At 72.7% G+C, this 16,112-nt stretch carries 16 protein-coding genes; 11 read left to right on the top strand and 5 right to left on the bottom strand.

The annotated features are described in order from the left end of the window. Positions 1 to 37 precede the first annotated feature (37 nt). Positions 38 to 703, top strand: coding sequence for a response regulator (locus Dfulv_RS31365; RefSeq protein WP_259857406.1), 666 nt, complete (start codon positions 38 to 40; stop codon positions 701 to 703). Next, a complete protein-coding gene (locus Dfulv_RS31370) occupies positions 700 to 1,833 on the top strand; it encodes a sensor histidine kinase (RefSeq protein WP_259857407.1) in 1,134 nt (377 codons plus the stop codon). The genes Dfulv_RS31365 and Dfulv_RS31370 overlap by 4 nt, the downstream gene beginning before the upstream one ends. Here the strand turns inward: Dfulv_RS31370 and Dfulv_RS31375 are convergent. Continuing rightward, positions 1,791 to 2,432 (bottom strand): hypothetical protein, encoded by a 642-nt coding sequence (locus Dfulv_RS31375; RefSeq protein WP_259857408.1) that lies wholly within the window; start codon positions 2,430 to 2,432, stop codon positions 1,791 to 1,793. The two genes, Dfulv_RS31370 and Dfulv_RS31375, sit on opposite strands and share 43 nt — an antisense overlap. A gap of 261 nt (positions 2,433 to 2,693) precedes the next feature. Between Dfulv_RS31375 and Dfulv_RS31380 the strand changes: the two genes are divergently transcribed. From Dfulv_RS31380 to Dfulv_RS31390, 3 genes are all read left to right on the top strand, one after another. Beyond that, entirely contained in the window at positions 2,694 to 4,274 is a 1,581-nt protein-coding gene (locus Dfulv_RS31380; protein WP_259857409.1) for an AMP-binding protein, read from the top strand. After that, positions 4,271 to 5,137: a helix-turn-helix domain-containing protein gene (locus tag Dfulv_RS31385; protein ID WP_259857410.1), complete on the top strand. Its 867-nt coding sequence runs from the start codon at positions 4,271 to 4,273 to the stop codon at positions 5,135 to 5,137. Before Dfulv_RS31380 ends, Dfulv_RS31385 begins: the two co-directional genes overlap by 4 nt. 92 nt (positions 5,138 to 5,229) lie before the next feature. Then, a complete protein-coding gene (locus Dfulv_RS31390) occupies positions 5,230 to 5,748 on the top strand; it encodes a YciI family protein (protein WP_259857411.1) in 519 nt (172 codons plus the stop codon). A 24-nt stretch (positions 5,749 to 5,772) separates the two neighbouring features. Here Dfulv_RS31390 and Dfulv_RS31395 read toward each other — a convergent pair whose 3' ends face one another. Both Dfulv_RS31395 and Dfulv_RS31400 read right to left on the bottom strand, forming a co-directional pair. Further along, on the bottom strand, positions 5,773 to 6,435 hold the full coding sequence (locus Dfulv_RS31395) for a response regulator (RefSeq protein WP_259857412.1): 663 nt from the start codon (positions 6,433 to 6,435) through the stop codon (positions 5,773 to 5,775). Further along, positions 6,432 to 7,562, bottom strand: coding sequence for a sensor histidine kinase (locus tag Dfulv_RS31400; RefSeq protein ID WP_259857413.1), 1,131 nt, complete (start codon positions 7,560 to 7,562; stop codon positions 6,432 to 6,434). Before Dfulv_RS31400 ends, Dfulv_RS31395 begins: the two co-directional genes overlap by 4 nt. Positions 7,563 to 7,705: 143 nt before the next feature. Between Dfulv_RS31400 and Dfulv_RS31405 the strand changes: the two genes are divergently transcribed. Genes Dfulv_RS31405 through Dfulv_RS31415 form a run of 3 tightly spaced genes read left to right on the top strand, consistent with a single transcriptional unit; the run spans position 7,706 to position 9,861 of the window. Beyond that, complete coding sequence (locus Dfulv_RS31405; protein ID WP_259857414.1) at positions 7,706 to 8,695, top strand: carboxymuconolactone decarboxylase family protein; 990 nt, start codon at positions 7,706 to 7,708, stop codon at positions 8,693 to 8,695. 9 nt (positions 8,696 to 8,704) lie between these two features. Beyond that, a complete protein-coding gene (locus Dfulv_RS31410; protein ID WP_259857415.1) occupies positions 8,705 to 9,142 on the top strand; it encodes a DUF6220 domain-containing protein in 438 nt (145 codons plus the stop codon). Then, positions 9,139 to 9,861, top strand: a complete 723-nt coding sequence (locus tag Dfulv_RS31415) for a multicopper oxidase domain-containing protein (RefSeq protein ID WP_259857416.1) — start codon at positions 9,139 to 9,141, stop codon at positions 9,859 to 9,861. Before Dfulv_RS31410 ends, Dfulv_RS31415 begins: the two co-directional genes overlap by 4 nt. 9 nt (positions 9,862 to 9,870) lie before the next feature. On the opposite strand, the gene Dfulv_RS31420 is transcribed toward Dfulv_RS31415, so the two are convergent. Continuing rightward, on the bottom strand, positions 9,871 to 11,466 hold the full coding sequence (locus Dfulv_RS31420; protein WP_259857417.1) for a methyl-accepting chemotaxis protein: 1,596 nt from the start codon (positions 11,464 to 11,466) through the stop codon (positions 9,871 to 9,873). Between the two features lie 174 nt (positions 11,467 to 11,640). Further along, on the bottom strand, positions 11,641 to 12,111 hold the full coding sequence (locus Dfulv_RS31425; protein WP_259857418.1) for a hypothetical protein: 471 nt from the start codon (positions 12,109 to 12,111) through the stop codon (positions 11,641 to 11,643). 306 nt (positions 12,112 to 12,417) lie between these two features. On the opposite strand from Dfulv_RS31425, the gene Dfulv_RS31430 reads away from it, so the two are divergent. The 3 genes from Dfulv_RS31430 (at position 12,418) to Dfulv_RS31440 (ending at position 16,109) form a co-directional block, all read left to right on the top strand. Next, positions 12,418 to 13,566, top strand: coding sequence for a sensor histidine kinase (locus Dfulv_RS31430; RefSeq protein WP_259857419.1), 1,149 nt, complete (start codon positions 12,418 to 12,420; stop codon positions 13,564 to 13,566). After that, positions 13,563 to 14,225, top strand: coding sequence for a response regulator transcription factor (locus tag Dfulv_RS31435; protein WP_259857420.1), 663 nt, complete (start codon positions 13,563 to 13,565; stop codon positions 14,223 to 14,225). The genes Dfulv_RS31430 and Dfulv_RS31435 overlap by 4 nt, the downstream gene beginning before the upstream one ends. Positions 14,226 to 14,387: 162 nt before the next feature. Next, positions 14,388 to 16,109: a DJ-1/PfpI family protein gene (locus tag Dfulv_RS31440; RefSeq protein ID WP_259857421.1), complete on the top strand. Its 1,722-nt coding sequence runs from the start codon at positions 14,388 to 14,390 to the stop codon at positions 16,107 to 16,109. The last annotated feature ends 3 nt before the right edge of the window (positions 16,110 to 16,112 follow it).

Here is a 16,112-nt window from a genome sequence, read left to right on the forward strand (position 1 = left end):
GCCGAGCCGTGCGGGTGGCGCTCGCTATCCTGCACTGATGTCCGAGCTGGTCAGGCTGATGATCGCGGACGACCAGGCGATGATCCGGGCCGGTCTGCGGCTGGTGGTCGAGACCGCGGCCGCCGGGACGATCGCGGTGGTCGGCGAGGCCTCCGACGGCCATGAGGCGGTGGCGTCGGCCCGCCTCCTCCGGCCGGACGTGCTGGTCATGGACATCGCCATGCCGCGACTCGACGGTCTGTCGGCGGCGCGCCTGCTGCTGTCCGACCCGGATCCGCCGAAGATCATCCTGCTGACCATGTTCGACACCGACGAGCACCTGCACGCGGCGCTGCGGCTCGGGGTCAGCGGGTTCCTGCTCAAGGTCTCGCCACCGGAGCAGCTCGTCGACGCGGTCCGGGCCGTGGCGGCCGGTGACGCGCTCATCGACCCGGCGGTGACGACGCGGGTCATCGCATCCTTCGCCGCCCGTCCGGAGCCGGGCCCGACGCCCGAGCTGGACACGCTGACCGCGCGGGAGCGTGACGTGCTCGGACTGCTGGTCCGCGGGCTGTCCAACGCGGAGATCGGCGGGCGCCTGCACCTCGGCGAGGCGACCGTGCGCACCCACGTCGGCCGGATCTTCCAGAAGCTGGGGCTGCGCGACCGGGTCCAGGCGGTGGTCTACGGCTACGAGGCGGGCATCGTCCGCCCGGGCGAATGATGGGCCGCTGGCGGCCGTCGCGGCTCGACGCACTCCTGGCCCTGGCCGTCGCAGGGGCGGGCGTCGTCGAGGCGTACGGGCGCGCCGGCCCCGGCCCGGGCGAGGTGCACCGGCCGGCCCTGGTGGCCGTGGGCGCGCTCGCGGCCGGCCTGGTCCTGCTGCTGCGCCGTAGGTTCCCGGTCGGATCCCTGCTCGCGCTGATCGTGCTGTCGGCGCTGCTGCGCGTCACGGTCATGGACGACGACTACCCGCTCGCCGCCTGGCAGTTCTACTCGAACCTGATCCTGGTGCACACGGTCGGCAGCCAGCAGGCCGGGCCGCGGGCACGTGCCGGCGGCATCCTCGCCGTCCTCGCCGCATACTCCCTGCTGCAGACCCTGCCCGGGCAGGACGTCGCCGAGAGCCTGATCGGCGCCATCTTCATGAGCGTCGCCTACGGCAGCGGCATCCTGCTGCGCCGTCAGACGGCGCAGACCGTCCGGATGGCCGAACAGGCGGCGCTCGCGGCCGCCACGGAACGCACCCGCATCGCCCGCGAGCTCCACGACGTCATCTCGCACAACGTCACCTTGATGACCCTGCAGACCGGCGGCGTGCGGATGCTGCTCGGCGCCGACGCCGACCGCCGACGCGAACGCGACCTGCTCCAGGGTGTCGAGCGGACCGGCCGGGACACCGTCGAGGAGCTGCGGTTGCTGCTCGGCGTCCTGCGGGACGGACCCGCGCCGTCGCTGTTCGACCGCCTGGACGCGCTCACCGGGCCGCTGCGGACGGCCGGGCTCCACGTCCGGGTCGTCACGACCGGCCCGCCGCAGCCGCTCCCGCCGTCACTCGCCCTGTCCACGTACCGCGTGGTCCAGGAGGCCCTGACCAACACGCTCAAACACGCCGAGGCCACCAGCGCCGAGGTGAAGATCGAGTTCACGCCGGCCGCGCTGGCCGTCGAGGTGAGCGACGACGGCCGGACGACCGGGTCAGCCGGTGACGGGTCCGGCGGGAACGGGACGGGCCATGGGCTCGTCGGCATGCGGGAGCGCACGGCCCTGCACGGCGGCACCTTCCACGCCGGCCATCGTCCGGGCGGCGGTTACACGGTCACCGCGACCTTCCCGTTCTCCACCGGCTCCTGAACCCATTCGGCGTCGCTCATCCGCAACATCCGCAGGCCGATCACCCCCGCGCCGGCGATGTACAGCAGGCTGCCCAGCGCCATCCCGATCGGGTAGATGGGCCCGGTGAGCATGCCGACCACCATCGCGCCCGATGCCCACCACGGTGCGTGACGGTTGGCCGCGAGGGCCAGCCCCAGCAGCAGCACGCCGAGCAGCCCCAGGAATCCCGGGATCTGGAAACCCCACTGTGCGCCGCCGGAGGCGAACGCCTCGTCACCCAGGCGGCTGCCGGTCTCCGGCCCGAGCTCGGCTTCGAGCCTGGCGTAGAAGAAGTCGCCGAGCATCAGGGCCGAGAAGTTGACGATGCCGAGCAGCGCGACCGCTCCGGCGATGTGCCCGAAGAGCACGGCGCGCCGCCGCACCAGGTGGATCATCCCGACGATGCCGGGCACGAGCAGCACCCAGCTCCAGTGCAGCAACGCGGCGCTCACCGACACCTGGCCGGGGTAGCGGCCGTAGGCGCCGGCAGCGGCGTCACCGGCCCGCAGGGCAGGGTCGACGAGCAGCCCCGCCACGTACACGAACGGCGCGGCCATGAGACAGACCGCGGCGGACAACCTTCGAAATCTATGTGGCATGACGACCTTCCGGCTTGAACAAGACGTGCATCGGGCCAGAACCGTAGGCCAGGTGAACCCCGCCCGTCGTCAGCCGCGACGATGACCGGGGTCAGCGCCGGCGCGGAGGCCGGGAGTCCTCGGCCTGCGCCGCGGGTGCCGGCGCCCGCCCGCTACGGCCTTGACCCCGGCGCGGCCCGCCGATCATGCTGACCGGCAACGGCCGGTGGAATACCGGATGGTCTCGGCTCGGAGGTTCGGATGATCTACAGCAGCAGGTATCCGGACGTGGCGGTCATCGACGACCTCATCCACGAGCGGGTGCTGGGAGCCGCCGCGCAACGCGGTTCACTGCCCGCTCTGGTCGACGCGGTCAGCGGGCGTACGATCACGTACGGTGAGCTGGCCACCCTGGTCGAACGGCTGGCCGCGGGGCTGGCCGCCGAGGGCATCGGCGTCGGCGACGTGGTCGCGCTGCACTCGCCGAACACCGTCGTGTTCCCGGTCGTCTTCTACGCCACGACCCGGGCGGGCGGGACCGTGACGACCCTGTCGCCGCTGGCCACCCCGCAGGAGATCGCGAAGCAGCTGGTCGACGCCAAAGCCAAGATCCTGGTGACGGTCTCGGCGCTGCTCGGGCCGGCGCGGGCCGCGGCCGATCTGGTCCGGCAGGAGACCGGTGCGGTCATCGAGGTGCTGGTCTGCGACGAGGCCGAAGGTCATCGTTCGGTGCTGGGGCTGCTCCGGGACGGGCAGGTGCCGCCGTACGACATCGACCCGGCCGTCGGCGTCGCGGTGCTGCCCTACTCCAGCGGAACGACGGGCGTGCCCAAGGGCGTGATGCTGACGCACCGCAACATCTGCACCAACCTCGAACAGATCTCCGGGCTGCACCGGATCGAAGAGGGGGACCGGATCATCGCGATCCTGCCGTTCTTCCACATCTACGGGATGGCGGTGCTGCTCAACAACGCGCTGCTGCGCGGCGCGACCGTGTACGTGCACCCGCGGTTCGACCTCGACACCTTCCTGACCAGCCTGGAACGCGACCGGATCACGCACGCCTACCTCGCCCCGCCGGTCATGCTGGTGCTCGCCAAGCATCCCACCGTCGGCCAGCTCGACCTCTCGCACCTCAAGCGCATCATCTGCGCCGCGGCGCCCCTGGACGCGGGCCTGCAGGCCGCGGTCGCGGACCGGCTGGGGGTGGAGATCGGGCAGGCGTACGGCATGACCGAGCTGTCGCCGGGCACACACATCCACGTCGACGGCAACACCGATGAGCCGCCCGCATGCGTGGGACACCTGTTCCCGTCGACGAAGGCCCGGCTGGTCGACCCGCTCACCGGCGCCGACGCCGCGCCCGGCGAGCCCGGTGAGCTGTGGATCCGCGGGCCTCAGGTGATGAAGGGATACTTCGGTCGCCCGGAGGACACCGATGCCATGGTCGACGCCGACGGTTGGCTGCACACCGGCGACGTCGCCCGGGTCGACGCCGACGGAAACTGGTTCATCGTCGACCGGGTCAAGGAGCTGATCAAGTACAAGGGCTACCAGGTCGCCCCGGCCGAGCTCGAAGCGGTCCTGCTGGGCCACCCCGACATCGCGGACGCGGCCGTGATCGGCGTCTACGATGAGGAGAACAACGAGATCCCCAAGGCGTTCGTGGTACCGATGCCGGGCGCGACGCTCAGCGGTGAGGCCGTGATGCAGTACGTCAGCGGGCTCGTCGCCCCGTACAAGAAGGTTCGCCGCGTCGAGTTCATCGAGGCGATCCCCAAAGCGGCGTCGGGAAAGATCCTGCGTCGCCAGCTCCGGCAACGGGAACGGACGCCGGCATGAAACGGGTGACCCGTCGACTCGCGCTCCGGCAGGCTGATCTCGACGGTGCCGTCTGCCCCGTCCCGGACGAGATCGCCGAGGTCCTGCGGCACAGCGATCCTGTCACCGTCGTGCTCGAGCACCGCGTGCAGGGGATCACGCCCACGCGGCAGGCCTCCGAGGGCTCGCTGCGGCAGGACCCCGGCTGGCAGGTCAGCGGCATCGTCTGGCCGGACGACCTGCGGCCCGGGGTGCTGGTCACCGTCTCCTGGCAGGCCGCCAAGGACGAGATCGTCGTGCGCACCGTCGTGCTGGACGAACCGATGCGGGTCGACGGTGTCAACTACTTCCACGAGTACGACCCGAAGGTCGTCACCCGCGAGTTCGAACCGGGCAAGTCGAACCGGGGGCAGGTACTGCACGCGATACGTCGGCTGGGCCGCGTGTTCGAGGACGGCAGTGCCGTGTTCGCCGAGTCGGAGCTTGCCACGCGCAGCGGGCTCGGCCGGGGAACTCGCGGGACGTTCCTGCTCCGCAACGCCGTTGAGCAACTGATCCGCGAGGGCTACGTCACCCGTGTGCCCGGCAGCGTCGACTCCGCGGGACACCCCTCCTATCCCGCCGTCGACGGCGAGGAACCCACCGAGATGCTGTTCTACGCGCCGTTGGTCGAACCGGCCCCCTACCCGGGCGATCCCGACGGCGAAGGCTCCGAGCGCCGCGACCACTGGGTCAGCGGCTTCGTCCGCAAGCTGCCGGCCGGTTCGCAAGCGTCGGAGCGGCAGCTCGCACTGCACCGGCAGGCCGTCGAGAGCGAGCAGATCGACTCCGTCCCGCTGACCCCCGGCTACACCTTCGTGAAGAAGCACCACCGCAACGGCTGAGCCGCCCGTCCGACGTCGGGTGCGTTCCGCAGATGTCAACCGGGTGGTACCCGCCGGCATCGGTGTCCGGCACGAAGGTCAGGATCCGGTGCATGGAGTTCTTCTGCTACCACCGCGACCGGCCCGGCTCGACGGCACTGCGTGGCGAGCTGCTGGAGGCGCACTGGTCCTACATGGACCGGTACACGGCGCAGATGCCTCCGGTGGACTTCCGGCGGCCGGCGGGTGATGTGCGGGGTCACCGGTTTGCCGGTCCCGACCGAGGGGCAGGTGCCGACAGGGCTGGAAGTGGGGGTCGCCTGGTGGCCGTCGAGGGAACCTGGACGTTGTCGGTCGATACGCCGATCGGCGAGCAGCGGACCATGCTCGTGCTGCACCGTGACGGCGACCGGCTGACCGGATCACTCGACTACCGAGCGACCAGGCTGGAGATCACCGACGGGGTGGTTTCGGGTGACGAGGCCAGGTGGAAAGTCGTGAAGACGCTGAACAAGCTGCTGAAGGTGAACGCGACGGTCACGTTCACGGTCACCGTTGAGGGCGACAGCATGCGCGGCAAGGCCGATGCCGGGAAGTTCGGCACATTCGACGTGACGGGCCTGCGCGGTTGACCTGTCCGGCCGGGCGTCACCGCGTCACCGGCGGCGCGGCGCGATCAGCCCCGACTCGTACGCCCACACGACCAGCTGGGCACGGTCGCGGCAGTGCAGCTTCGTCATCGCCCGGTTGACATGTGTCTTGGCGGTCAACGGACTGATCACCATGCGCTCGGCGATCTCGTCGTTGGTCAAGCCGCGGGCGACGAGTTCGACGATCTCCTGTTCGCGGGCGGTCAGCACGTCGCGTCCGGCCGCCGGGTCGGCCGGTGGCGGGCCGGTGACGAACTCGCTGATGAGCGTCCGCGTGACCGCCGGGGCGAGCAGCGCGTCGCCGCGCGCGACGACGGCGACGGCCTGCAACAGGTCGGCGGGGTCGGCGTCCTTCAGCAGGAATCCGCTGGCGCCGGCGCGGAGTGCGCCGAAGACGTAGGCGTCGAGCCCGTAGTTGGTGAGGATGAGGACGCGGACCGCGGCGAGGTCGGGATCGGCCGCGATGCGCCGGGTGGCTTCGATGCCGTCGAGGCCCGGCATCTGTACGTCCATCAGCACGACATCCGGCCGCAGGCGTCGCGCCAGTTCGACGGCCGCAGCGCCGTCGGCGGCCTCGCCGACGACTTCCAGGTCGTCCTCGGCGTCGAGCAGTGCCCGGAATCCGGCCCGCATCAAGGCCTGGTCGTCGGCGAGGAGGACGCTGATCATGCCGTACCGTCCAACGGGAAGACGGCCCGCACGGCGAACCCGCCGCCGTCGCTCGGGGCCGCGTGCAGCGTGCCGCCCAGTCCGGTGACCCGTTCCCGCATGCCGCGCAGGCCCACACCGGGTGTCACCGGCCGGCCCGGCGACGCCTGGCCGTCATCGGTCACCGAGACGGTCAGCCGTGCGGGGGCGCATTCGACGTGGATCTCGGCGGTGGCGGGGCCGGCGTGGCGGGCGATGTTGGTCAGAGCCTCCTGGACGACGCGATATCCGGCCTGGTCGACCTCGGCGGGCAGGTCCCGGGGCTGACCGGAGACGGTGATGTGCACCGGCACGCCGGCCGCGCGGGTCCGCTCGGCGAGCTCGCCCACCCGGGCCAGCCCGACACAGTCCGCGTCGGACGGCGTGCGCAGCACCTCCAGGGTCGCCCGCAGTTCCCGCATCGCGGCGCCGCCGGCCTCCTGGATCGCCAGCAGCGCGGCCGACGGTTCCTCGCCGTGCTTGCGGGCCAGGTGCACGGCGATCCCGGCCTGCACCTTGATCACGGAGATGCTGTGGGTCAGCGAGTCGTGCAGATCCCGGGCGATGCGCAGGCGCTCCTCCCCGGCTCGGCGCAACGCCATCTCCTCGCGGGTGCGTTCGGCCTCGATCGCTCGCTGCTCGACCTGTTCCAGGTATGCCCGGCGCTGCCGCGCGACGAGTCCGGCGACGTTGGCCGCGAGGAACCAGCCCAGCAGCAGGGCGGTGCGCTCGGCGATCAGCTGGCCGGACCGGCCGGCGGGCGCGACCGAGATGTCGCGGGCCAGGAAGCCGCCGAGGAAGACGACGCCGGCGAGCGCGACGGCCGATCGGTGCCCCAGCCAGGCGGCGACGTAGACGGTGCCGAGGACGGCGAACGCGGCGGACACCCCGGCGTGCACCCGGACGTGGAATGCCAGCATGGTCGCGGTCACCACACCCAGCGCCGGCACCGGGTGCCGCCGGCACACCGCCAGGGCCGCCGCCATGGCCAGGACCAGGGCGACGTCGATCGCTCGCACCGGACCGGCGTCCGGCGCGAGCGCGGCGTCGCCGAGCAGGAAGGCGCCGATGGCGACGCCACCGACGGCGTAGGGCAGATCGGGGCGCATGATCGCACCTTAGAACGGCGGTCGGCGGAGAGCATCCGGCACCTGCGGTACGCGTGGCGTACTGCGGACGCGGTATCGGCGGCCGGCCAAGTGCCTGCGGCGGCACGACGATTTCCCGGCGCACCGGGACAAGCATCTTGCCCATGACGTACCGCTTCTTCAGCCCCGCTCCACCGAAGGCGGCGACCGGTCTCACCGCGGAGGTCTACCGGCAGCTGCGGGACGAGTTCCTCGGGCCGGTGCCCACCTTCCAGGCGCTCTCGGCCGTGCCGGAGGTGATGGCCGCGACCTGGGCGCTGATGCGCGAGGCCCTGCTCGCGGGCGACACCTCCCGGGTGGACCGTGAACTCGTCGCCTCGGCGGTGTCCCGGGCCAACCGCTGCCGGTTCTGCGTCGACGCCCACGTGATGCTGCTGCACGCGCTGGGCGAGCACGAGCTGGCCGAGGTCGTCGCCCGGGGCGGCACGCCGCCGCGGCCGAGGCACGCCGAACTCGCCGCCTGGGCCGAGGCCAGCCGCAATCCCCGGGCCGCCGCGTGGACGAGCCCGCACGGCCCCGAGCTCACCGGCACCCTGCTCGCCTTCCACTGCATCAACCGGGTCGTCTCGGCGCTGCTCGACCCGGATCTGCTGCCCGGCGGCCTGCAGCGCGCCCCGGTGGTGCGGTCCGTCGGGGGTCGGCTGTACGGCAGGACCGCGCGGGAGCCGAAGGAGCCCGGCCGCAGCCTCCCGCTCCTCGACGCCGGCGCGACGGCGCCGCCCGCCTGGGCCGGCGACAGCCCCGTCGGCGTCGCGTACGCGTCGCTGCAGCACGCCGCCACGCAAGGTGGAGACCTGCTGAGCGACGTGGCTCGCCAGACCGTCACGGCCACCGTGCGCTGGGAGGACGGGCGGCACCCGGACCGGCCCGCCGAATGGGCCGCCGAGCTGGTCCGTGACCTGCCCGGCACCGACCGCGTCGGCACGCGGATCGTGCTGCTGGCGGCGTTCGCGCCCGGCGCGATCAGCCCGGGCGACGTCGCCCTCTGGCGGCTCTCCCACCCGGCCGACGCCGACCTCGTGCGGCTGGTCGCATACGGCGCGATCACGGCCACCGACCACGTCGCCCGGGCACTGACCCCGACTCACCGTTAGGAGACCACCATGCGCCGGGCCTTTGTCATCGTCAGCGCGCTGTTGCTCGTCTCGTTTGTCCTGCAGTTCGCCTTCGCCGCCGTGGGCGCGTTCACAAAACCCGCCGGCGACGGCGCGTACGTCCTGCACAGCGTCACCGGGATGGCGGTCATCCCCGCCCTCACCCTGCTCACCACGCTGTTCGCCGTGCTGGCGAAGGCGCCGGGCCGGCTGATCGGGCTGGCGGCCCTGTCGCTCGGCCTCGTCGTCGTGCAGGGGCTCATCGCCATGCTCGCGAACGCGTTCACCGACGCCGCGGGCGCCAGCACCCCGGTCGGCCTGACCGTCGCCGCGCTGCACGCGCTCAACGGCATCGTCGTGGTGCACGTCGTGGTCAGCGTCTTCCGGGCGGCGCAACGGCTGGCCGGCGCTGCGGGCGTTTCGGGTTTTCGAGGTGAATCAGCATGACCACCGGGTCGCTGCTCGCGGCCGACCTCGTGATCGCGGTCCTCGGGGCCGCCGGGTGGCTGGGCGGCGGCGCCGCGTCGGCCGCCCGGCGCCGTCCGCTCGCACTGGGCCTGGCCGCCTTCGCGCTGCTCGCCACGTTCGCCCGCGCGGTCACGATCGCCGCGCTGGCCCGCGCCGGCTGGTGGTTCGCGGCGGAGAAGGTCCTCATCGCCGCCCCGCTGTCGGTCGCGGCGGTGGTCGTCGCCGGGCCGCGGCTGCTGCGGGTCCCGGGCGACATCCGGTCCATCACGGTCCCGCTGCTCTACGGCGCCGGTGCTCCGGTGCCGTGGTCGCGCTTCGACCGGGAGTTCACGCTTGTCCTCGACCGCGGCCTCGACCTGCGCGGGCTGCTTCCGCGGTACGCCCACACCGTCAACGGCGCGGCCGATCCGGACATCCCGCCTCAGGTGGTGCACCTCGGCGAGACCGTCAAATTCACGATCGTGAACCGATCGCTGGTGGTGCACCCGTGGCACCTGCACGGGCATCACGTCCTGGTGCTGTCCCGCGACGGAAAGCCGGCGACCGGGAGTCCGTTGTGGCTGGACTCGTTCGACGTCCGCCCCGGCGAAGTCTGGGAGGTGGCGTTCGCGGCGGACAACCCCGGAATGTGGGCCAACCACTGTCACAACCTGGCGCACGCCGACGCCGGGATGACGCTGCACCTGATGTACTCGTGACGAAGCACCCTAGACGCGGAAGCGGGCGACCTCGCTCTGCAACTCGGCGGCCAGGCGGGACAGCTCCGTGACGGTGGTGTCGGCCTCGGCGAGGGTGTCGCTGGTCGCCTGCGCGGCCTGCGCGACGCCGGCGATGTTGCCGGCGATGTTGTTCGCGCCGTTGGCGGCCTCGGCGACGTTGCGGGTCATTTCCGTGGTCGTGGCGGTCTGTTCCTCGACGGCGGAGGCGATGGTGAGCTGGTAGTCGTTGATCCGGGCGATGATCCGGCTGATCTCGCCGATCGCGGCGACGGCGTTGCCGGTGTCGGCCTGGATGGCCTCGACGCGCCGGGAGATGTCCTCGGTGGCGCGGGCGGTCTCCTGCGCCAGCTCCTTGACCTCGTTGGCGACGACGGCGAAGCCTTTGCCGGCCTCGCCCGCCCGGGCCGCCTCGATGGTGGCGTTGAGCGCGAGGAGGTTGGTCTGCTCGGCGATCGAAGTGATCACCTTGACCACGTTGCCGATCTCGGTGGAGGACTCGCCGAGCTTCGACACCGTGTCGTTGGTCGACTGCGCCACACCGACCGCCTCCGCCGCGACCTGCGCGGCGTCGCCGGCGTTGCGAGCGATCTCGCGGATCGACGCGCCCATCTCCTCGGCGCCCGCGGCGACGGTATGTACGTTCTGCGACACCGCGCCGGCCGCGCCCGCGGCCACGTCGGCCTGTCGCGCGGCATCCTGCGCGTTGGTGGCGATCCGGCCGCTGACCGCGGTGAGCCGCTGCGAGCTGCTGCCGAGGGTCTGCGACCCGCCGGTGATGGCGGTGACCGTGCCACGCAGACCCGTCCGGGCGTCGTTCACCGCGCCGGCCATCGCGCCGAGCTCGTCGCGGGCGTACACCTCGGCCGGCACCGTCAGGTCCGCGCCAGCGAGCGCTCGGAGCGCGGTGGAGACGCTGTCCAGCTGCCGGCGCAGGATGCGCGCCACCCACGCCCCGGCGAGCAGCGCCACCGCGAGTCCGCCGACCAGCAGCGCGGCGACAAGCATCCAGGCGTGACGGTACTGCCGGTCCGCAGCCGCGACGGTGGCGGCGGCCTCGCTGCTCTCCACGGCCTGCAGCTCGTCGAGTGCGGTCTTGGTCTGGTTCTCCAGGTCGGTGGAGACGGCGACGATCCGGTCCTCGGACGGCGGCGCGTAGCCGGCCGGCGGCGCTTCGAGGAAGAGCACCACGTTGCGCAGGGTCCGGTACTGCCCGAGTGTGTCGGTGACCCGGCCGATGGCGGCCAGCCGCGCCGGCGAACCGGCGGCCAGCGATCGGTACGCGGCCGTGGCGTCGTCGACCTTCTTGTCCGCGGCCGCCACCGCCGCGCGGGACTGCTGCACGTCCGCCGTGCCGCCGCTGGCCGAGTACAGCGAGAACATCATCGAGTTGCGGTACATGTCGGCCATCCCCGCGCGCAGCTGGGTGAGCTGCTCGGAGCTGTCGAGGTGGCGGCGCTTCATGTCGTGCAGGTCGCCGTTGAGCCTCGACATCCGGGTCAGCGCCAGCACGCCGATCGCGGCCGCGACCAGCGCGACGAGCAGCACCACGAAAAACGCCTTGGCGATCACTCCACGATCCGCCACCAGTCCGGTAAGGCGTCCCCGCCGGACTGTGACGACGACATCCCGCTGCTGCGACACGGCTATCCCTCGATCGGCTTGCTGGTTCGGCTCAGTGGTCAACACATCGGCATCGGACCCGGGTTGCTGAGAAGTTCCGACGAACAGGGCCGGCACCCGCTGCGGTGTGCCGGCGTCCTATCGGCCGGTGTCCCCGGGTCGCTCGGGGTGGCCCGGCACGATCCGGCACAGCAGCGCCGCGACGGCGCCGGTGACCGCGCCCACGATCGTTCCGGTGACGAGGCTGGACAGCGCCGCGGCGGTGCGGACGACGGCGCTCTGTACCGTGGGGTCGACGCCGGTGAGGTTCCCGCCGAGGGTCGGGGTGTCCCCGTCGAAGGCGGTGTCCCACAGCAGTTGATGGCCCGCGGCGAGGAACACGCCGTAGAGCGCGCCGATGACCAGGACGGTCACGAACGGATGCGCCGGCCGCTTCCACAGCACCGCGGCGATCCAGCACAGCGGCGGAAGGAAGACCAGCAGTCCGTTGACGAAGCTGCCTTCGGTGATGACGCCGAGGTCGTGCAGCACGAGCCGGGGCGCGGCCAGCGCGGCCAGACCGATCAGCACCGGCCAGGAGAACCCGAGCATGCGGCGCGGCCGGCTCATCGCGCGGCCTCCGCGGCGACGGCCGCGCGGGCCGTGTCGCGGGCGTCGCCGAACGGCAGCATCGCCGGCCACACGGGCACCACGAGCACGATCCAGGTCAGTTCGGTGCGGGACACGTTCGAGTCCTCCTGCGTCGGTCGCGCCGTTGCGGGCGCCGTCCATGTCGTCAACCATGCTGCGGTTCGTGAGCGTTGCCGTCTGCCGCCTGCGGGAGCGGACCGGAATCGCTTCCGGGCGTACACGGCGCCGGGGACCTGACGCTCCACGGCGACGGCGGCCGCCCGGCACGCCGTCTACGCTGCTTGTGTGCGTTCCCGACCCACCCGCACCGACGCGTTGCTCGGTGCCGCCACCTTCTGCCTGGTCGCGGCGGCCGTGGTCACCGACGGCGGGCCGCCCGGCCGGGCCGTGCTCGCCTACGGCTTCGCGGTCGGCTTCGGCGCGCTGCTGCTGTGCAGCCGGGAGTGGCCGGTCGCCACGCTGCTGGCAACCGCGGCCGGCATCGTCGTGTACTACTCGCTCGACCTCCCGGCGATCGGCCTGGCCGCACCGACGGCCGCCGTGTTGTACACGGCGGCGGAGCGCGGCAGGGTGTTGCCGGCCGCGGTCGTCGGCGGCGGGCTGCTGGCGCTGTCGGTGGGCATGCGACTGGTCGAGGGCGACGACATCTCGATCGTCGTGGGCTTCGACCTCGGCTCCGAGGCCGCGCTGATGCTCGCCGTCATCACCCTCGGCGACGCCGTCCGCAGCAGGAGGTCGCTGCGGGCCGAGCTGGCCCGGCAGGCCGCCGCCGCCGCCGAGGACCGCCGCCGGGAGGCCGCCCGGCAGGTCGAGGCCGAGCGGCTGCGCATCGCTAGGGAGGTACACGACACCCTCGGCCACACCATGTCGGTCATCACGCTGCAGTCGGCGGTGGCGCAGGAGGCCCTCGCGGACAACAAACCCGACCAGGCCGGCACCGCGCTCGCCGCGATCAGCTCGGCCGGCGGCAGCGGGATGGCCGAGCTGCGCGCCACCCTGCAGACCCTCCGCCGCGACTCCGGCACCCGCGAACCCGCACCGGGCTTCGACCAGCTGCACACCCTCGTCGACGGCGTGCGTCACAGCGGCCTGCCCGTCGAGCTCCGCGTCACCGGCCAGGTCGACGCGCTGCCCGCCGTCGTGGCCACGACCGCCTACCGGATCGTCCAGGAAGCACTCACCAACACCCTGCGGCACGCACGCGCCAGCCGGGTCCACGTCACGGTGCGGGCGACAGGACCCCGGCTGTCGCTCGAGATCGTCGACGACGGCCGAGGCGCACCGCCCGGCGCGGCGCCGGACACGAACGGCCATGGCCTGCGCGGGATGTCCGAGCGGGTCTCCCTGCTCGGCGGCACCGTCGAGGCCGGCAACGGCGAGCAGGGCGGGTTCCGGGTGCACGCACGCCTGCCGCTGGCCGGGAGCCGAGCATGACGGACATCCGGGTGGTCCTCGTCGACGACCAGCACCTCGTTCGAGCCGGGCTCCGCGCGCTGCTCGAACGCGCACCGGACATCACTGTCGTCGGCGAGGCCGGTGACGGCGCGACAGGCCTGGACGCCGTCCGCACCGAGCAACCCGACGTGGTGCTCATGGACGTGCGCATGCCCGGCACCGACGGCCTCGAGGCCACCCGGCGCATCCTGACCGACCCGCGCCTCACCGGCGTCCAGGTTGTCATGCTGACCACCTTCGACGACGACGAGTATCTTTTCGAGGCCATCCGCGCCGGCGCGGCCGGCTTCCTCCTCAAGGACACCCCGCCCGACGCCCTGCGTGCCGCCGTCCGCACCGTGGCCGGCGGCGACGCGCTGCTCTCCCCCGCCGTCACGCGACGCGTCCTGGCCGCCGCGGCCCGCTCCCCCGTGGCGGACACCCGACGACTCGCCGGACTGACCGAACGTGAACGGGATGTCCTCGCACAGGTCGGCACCGGACGGTCCAACGCGGAGATCGGCGCCGAGCTGCACCTCAGCCCGGACACCGCCCGCACCTACGTGAGCCGCCTGCTGACCAAGCTCGACGCACGCGACCGCTCCCAGCTCGTGGTCATCGCCTACGAAACCGGACTCGTAACCCCCGGAGGCACCTGAGCCGACACCGCCGGTGGCGGCTGTCCATCGTTCGGACGACACCAGGGTTCCGTCTTGCCACCGTCCCGCGCGGACGCATGACCGGCGCAGGATCGACACGTCAACCGACGACGTCGCCGGAACGGCGCCGTCGTCGTCATCCGTGGGTGTGGTGAGGAAACGATGAGAGCCGTTCTCCACTTCTCCAGGCACGTTCTCGAAATGGTCGTGGCGATGCTGGCCGGCATGTTCGCGCTGGGACCACTGTGGACACTGGTACTGCCGGGCGCCGCCGGGCGGACCGACGTGCACACGCTGACGATGGCCACCGACATGGCGATCGGCATGGCGCTGTGGATGTGCGTGCGCGGTCACGGCTGGGCGAGCATCGGCGAGATGACCGCCGCGATGTACGCGCCGTTCGCGGTGCTGCTCGTCCCGTACCGGCTCGGCGCCGTCTCCGCCGGTGTCGTCATGACCGGCGGCCACGTGCTGATGGTGGTCGCGATGGTCGCGGTCATGCTGCGGCGGCGATCGGAGTACACGCACGGCGGGCATCCGCTGCCGCGCGCCGTGACACGGACCGGTGCGGTCGTGCTGGCGCTGGCGGCGCTGCCGGTGCCGGTCGGCGCCGCCGTGGCCGCGGTGAACACCCGGAGCGTGTACGCGGCGGCGCCCTCGTCGGAGGTTCCGGCGCCGCCGCCGCGCCCCTTCGACCCGGCCCTGCCGACCGCGGTTGTGGTGCTCGGCGCCGAAGGAGCGAACGTGGCGGACGCGCTCGGACCGTTTGAGGTGCTGGCCGTCACGGGACGGTTCAACGTCCTCACCGCCGCGCCGACCGCGGCGCCGGTGACGCTGACCGGCGGCCTGGACCTGGTGCCGGACGTGACGTTCGAGTCCCTGGCGTCCCGGCTCGGCGGCCGCGCCGCCGACGTGGTCGTGGTGCCCGCGATGCCGCGCACCGACGAGCCCGCGGTCCTCGACTTCCTCCGGCGCCAGGCCCGCGGCGGCGCGCTGCTGCTCAGCGTGTGCTGGGGCGGCGGTGTCGCCGCCGCGGCCGGGGTGCTCGACGGACACGCCGCGACGTCGCACTGGTACCGCCTCGACGACCTTCAGAAGGAGTACACCGACGTGCGGTGGCAGCACGGCGTCCGCTACGTCGACGACGGTCAGGTGATCAGCACGGCCGGTGTGCTGTCCGGCATCGACGGCACACTGCGGGTGGTCGAGCGCCTGGCTGGCACGCGGGTGGCCGCTGCCGCGGCGGGCGCGGTGGGCTGGCGCCACTACTCGCCCGGCGCGCCGGCGCCGATTCCCGTGCGGCGCTTCGGCCCCGGCGACGCGATCGCCGCGCTGAACCTGGCCTACCGCTGGGACGCGCCGACGGCCGGGGTCCTGCTGACGGACGGCGTCGGTGAGCTCGAACTCGCCTCGGTCTTCGTCACCTACACCGAAGCCGTTTATGCCGCCCGGACACTCGCGGTGTCGTCCGGGGCCGCGACGGTCCGCTCCCGGCACGGGTTGACGTTCGTACCGCGCGCGACACTCACGGACGCGCCGGAGCTGGACCGGCTGCTGGTGCCCGGTGCCGCGGCCGCCGCCCGGCGCGACGCGCCGACGACGCAGGGCATCCCGCCGACGTACCTGCACGCGGCACCGGGTTTCGCCTTCGACGGGCCGCTGCACGACATCGCGACCGACGTCGACGTCGCCTCGGCGGCGTGGCGGGCCAAGCTGCTGGAGTACCCCGCCGGGGACATCACGCTCACCGGTCGTGGCTGGCCCTGGGAGCGCACCCTGCGCCCGGTGCTCCTGGCGCTGGCCGGCCTGGCCGTCCTGGCCGGCGGGCTGGCCGTCCAGCGGCGCCGGCGAGGTTCCCTCGTGCCCGGTGACGGGCGACGATAGGCA

Origin of the sequence: Dactylosporangium fulvum (assembly GCF_025137375.1) — a bacterium.
Taxonomy (GTDB): domain Bacteria; phylum Actinomycetota; class Actinomycetes; order Mycobacteriales; family Micromonosporaceae; genus Dactylosporangium; species Dactylosporangium fulvum.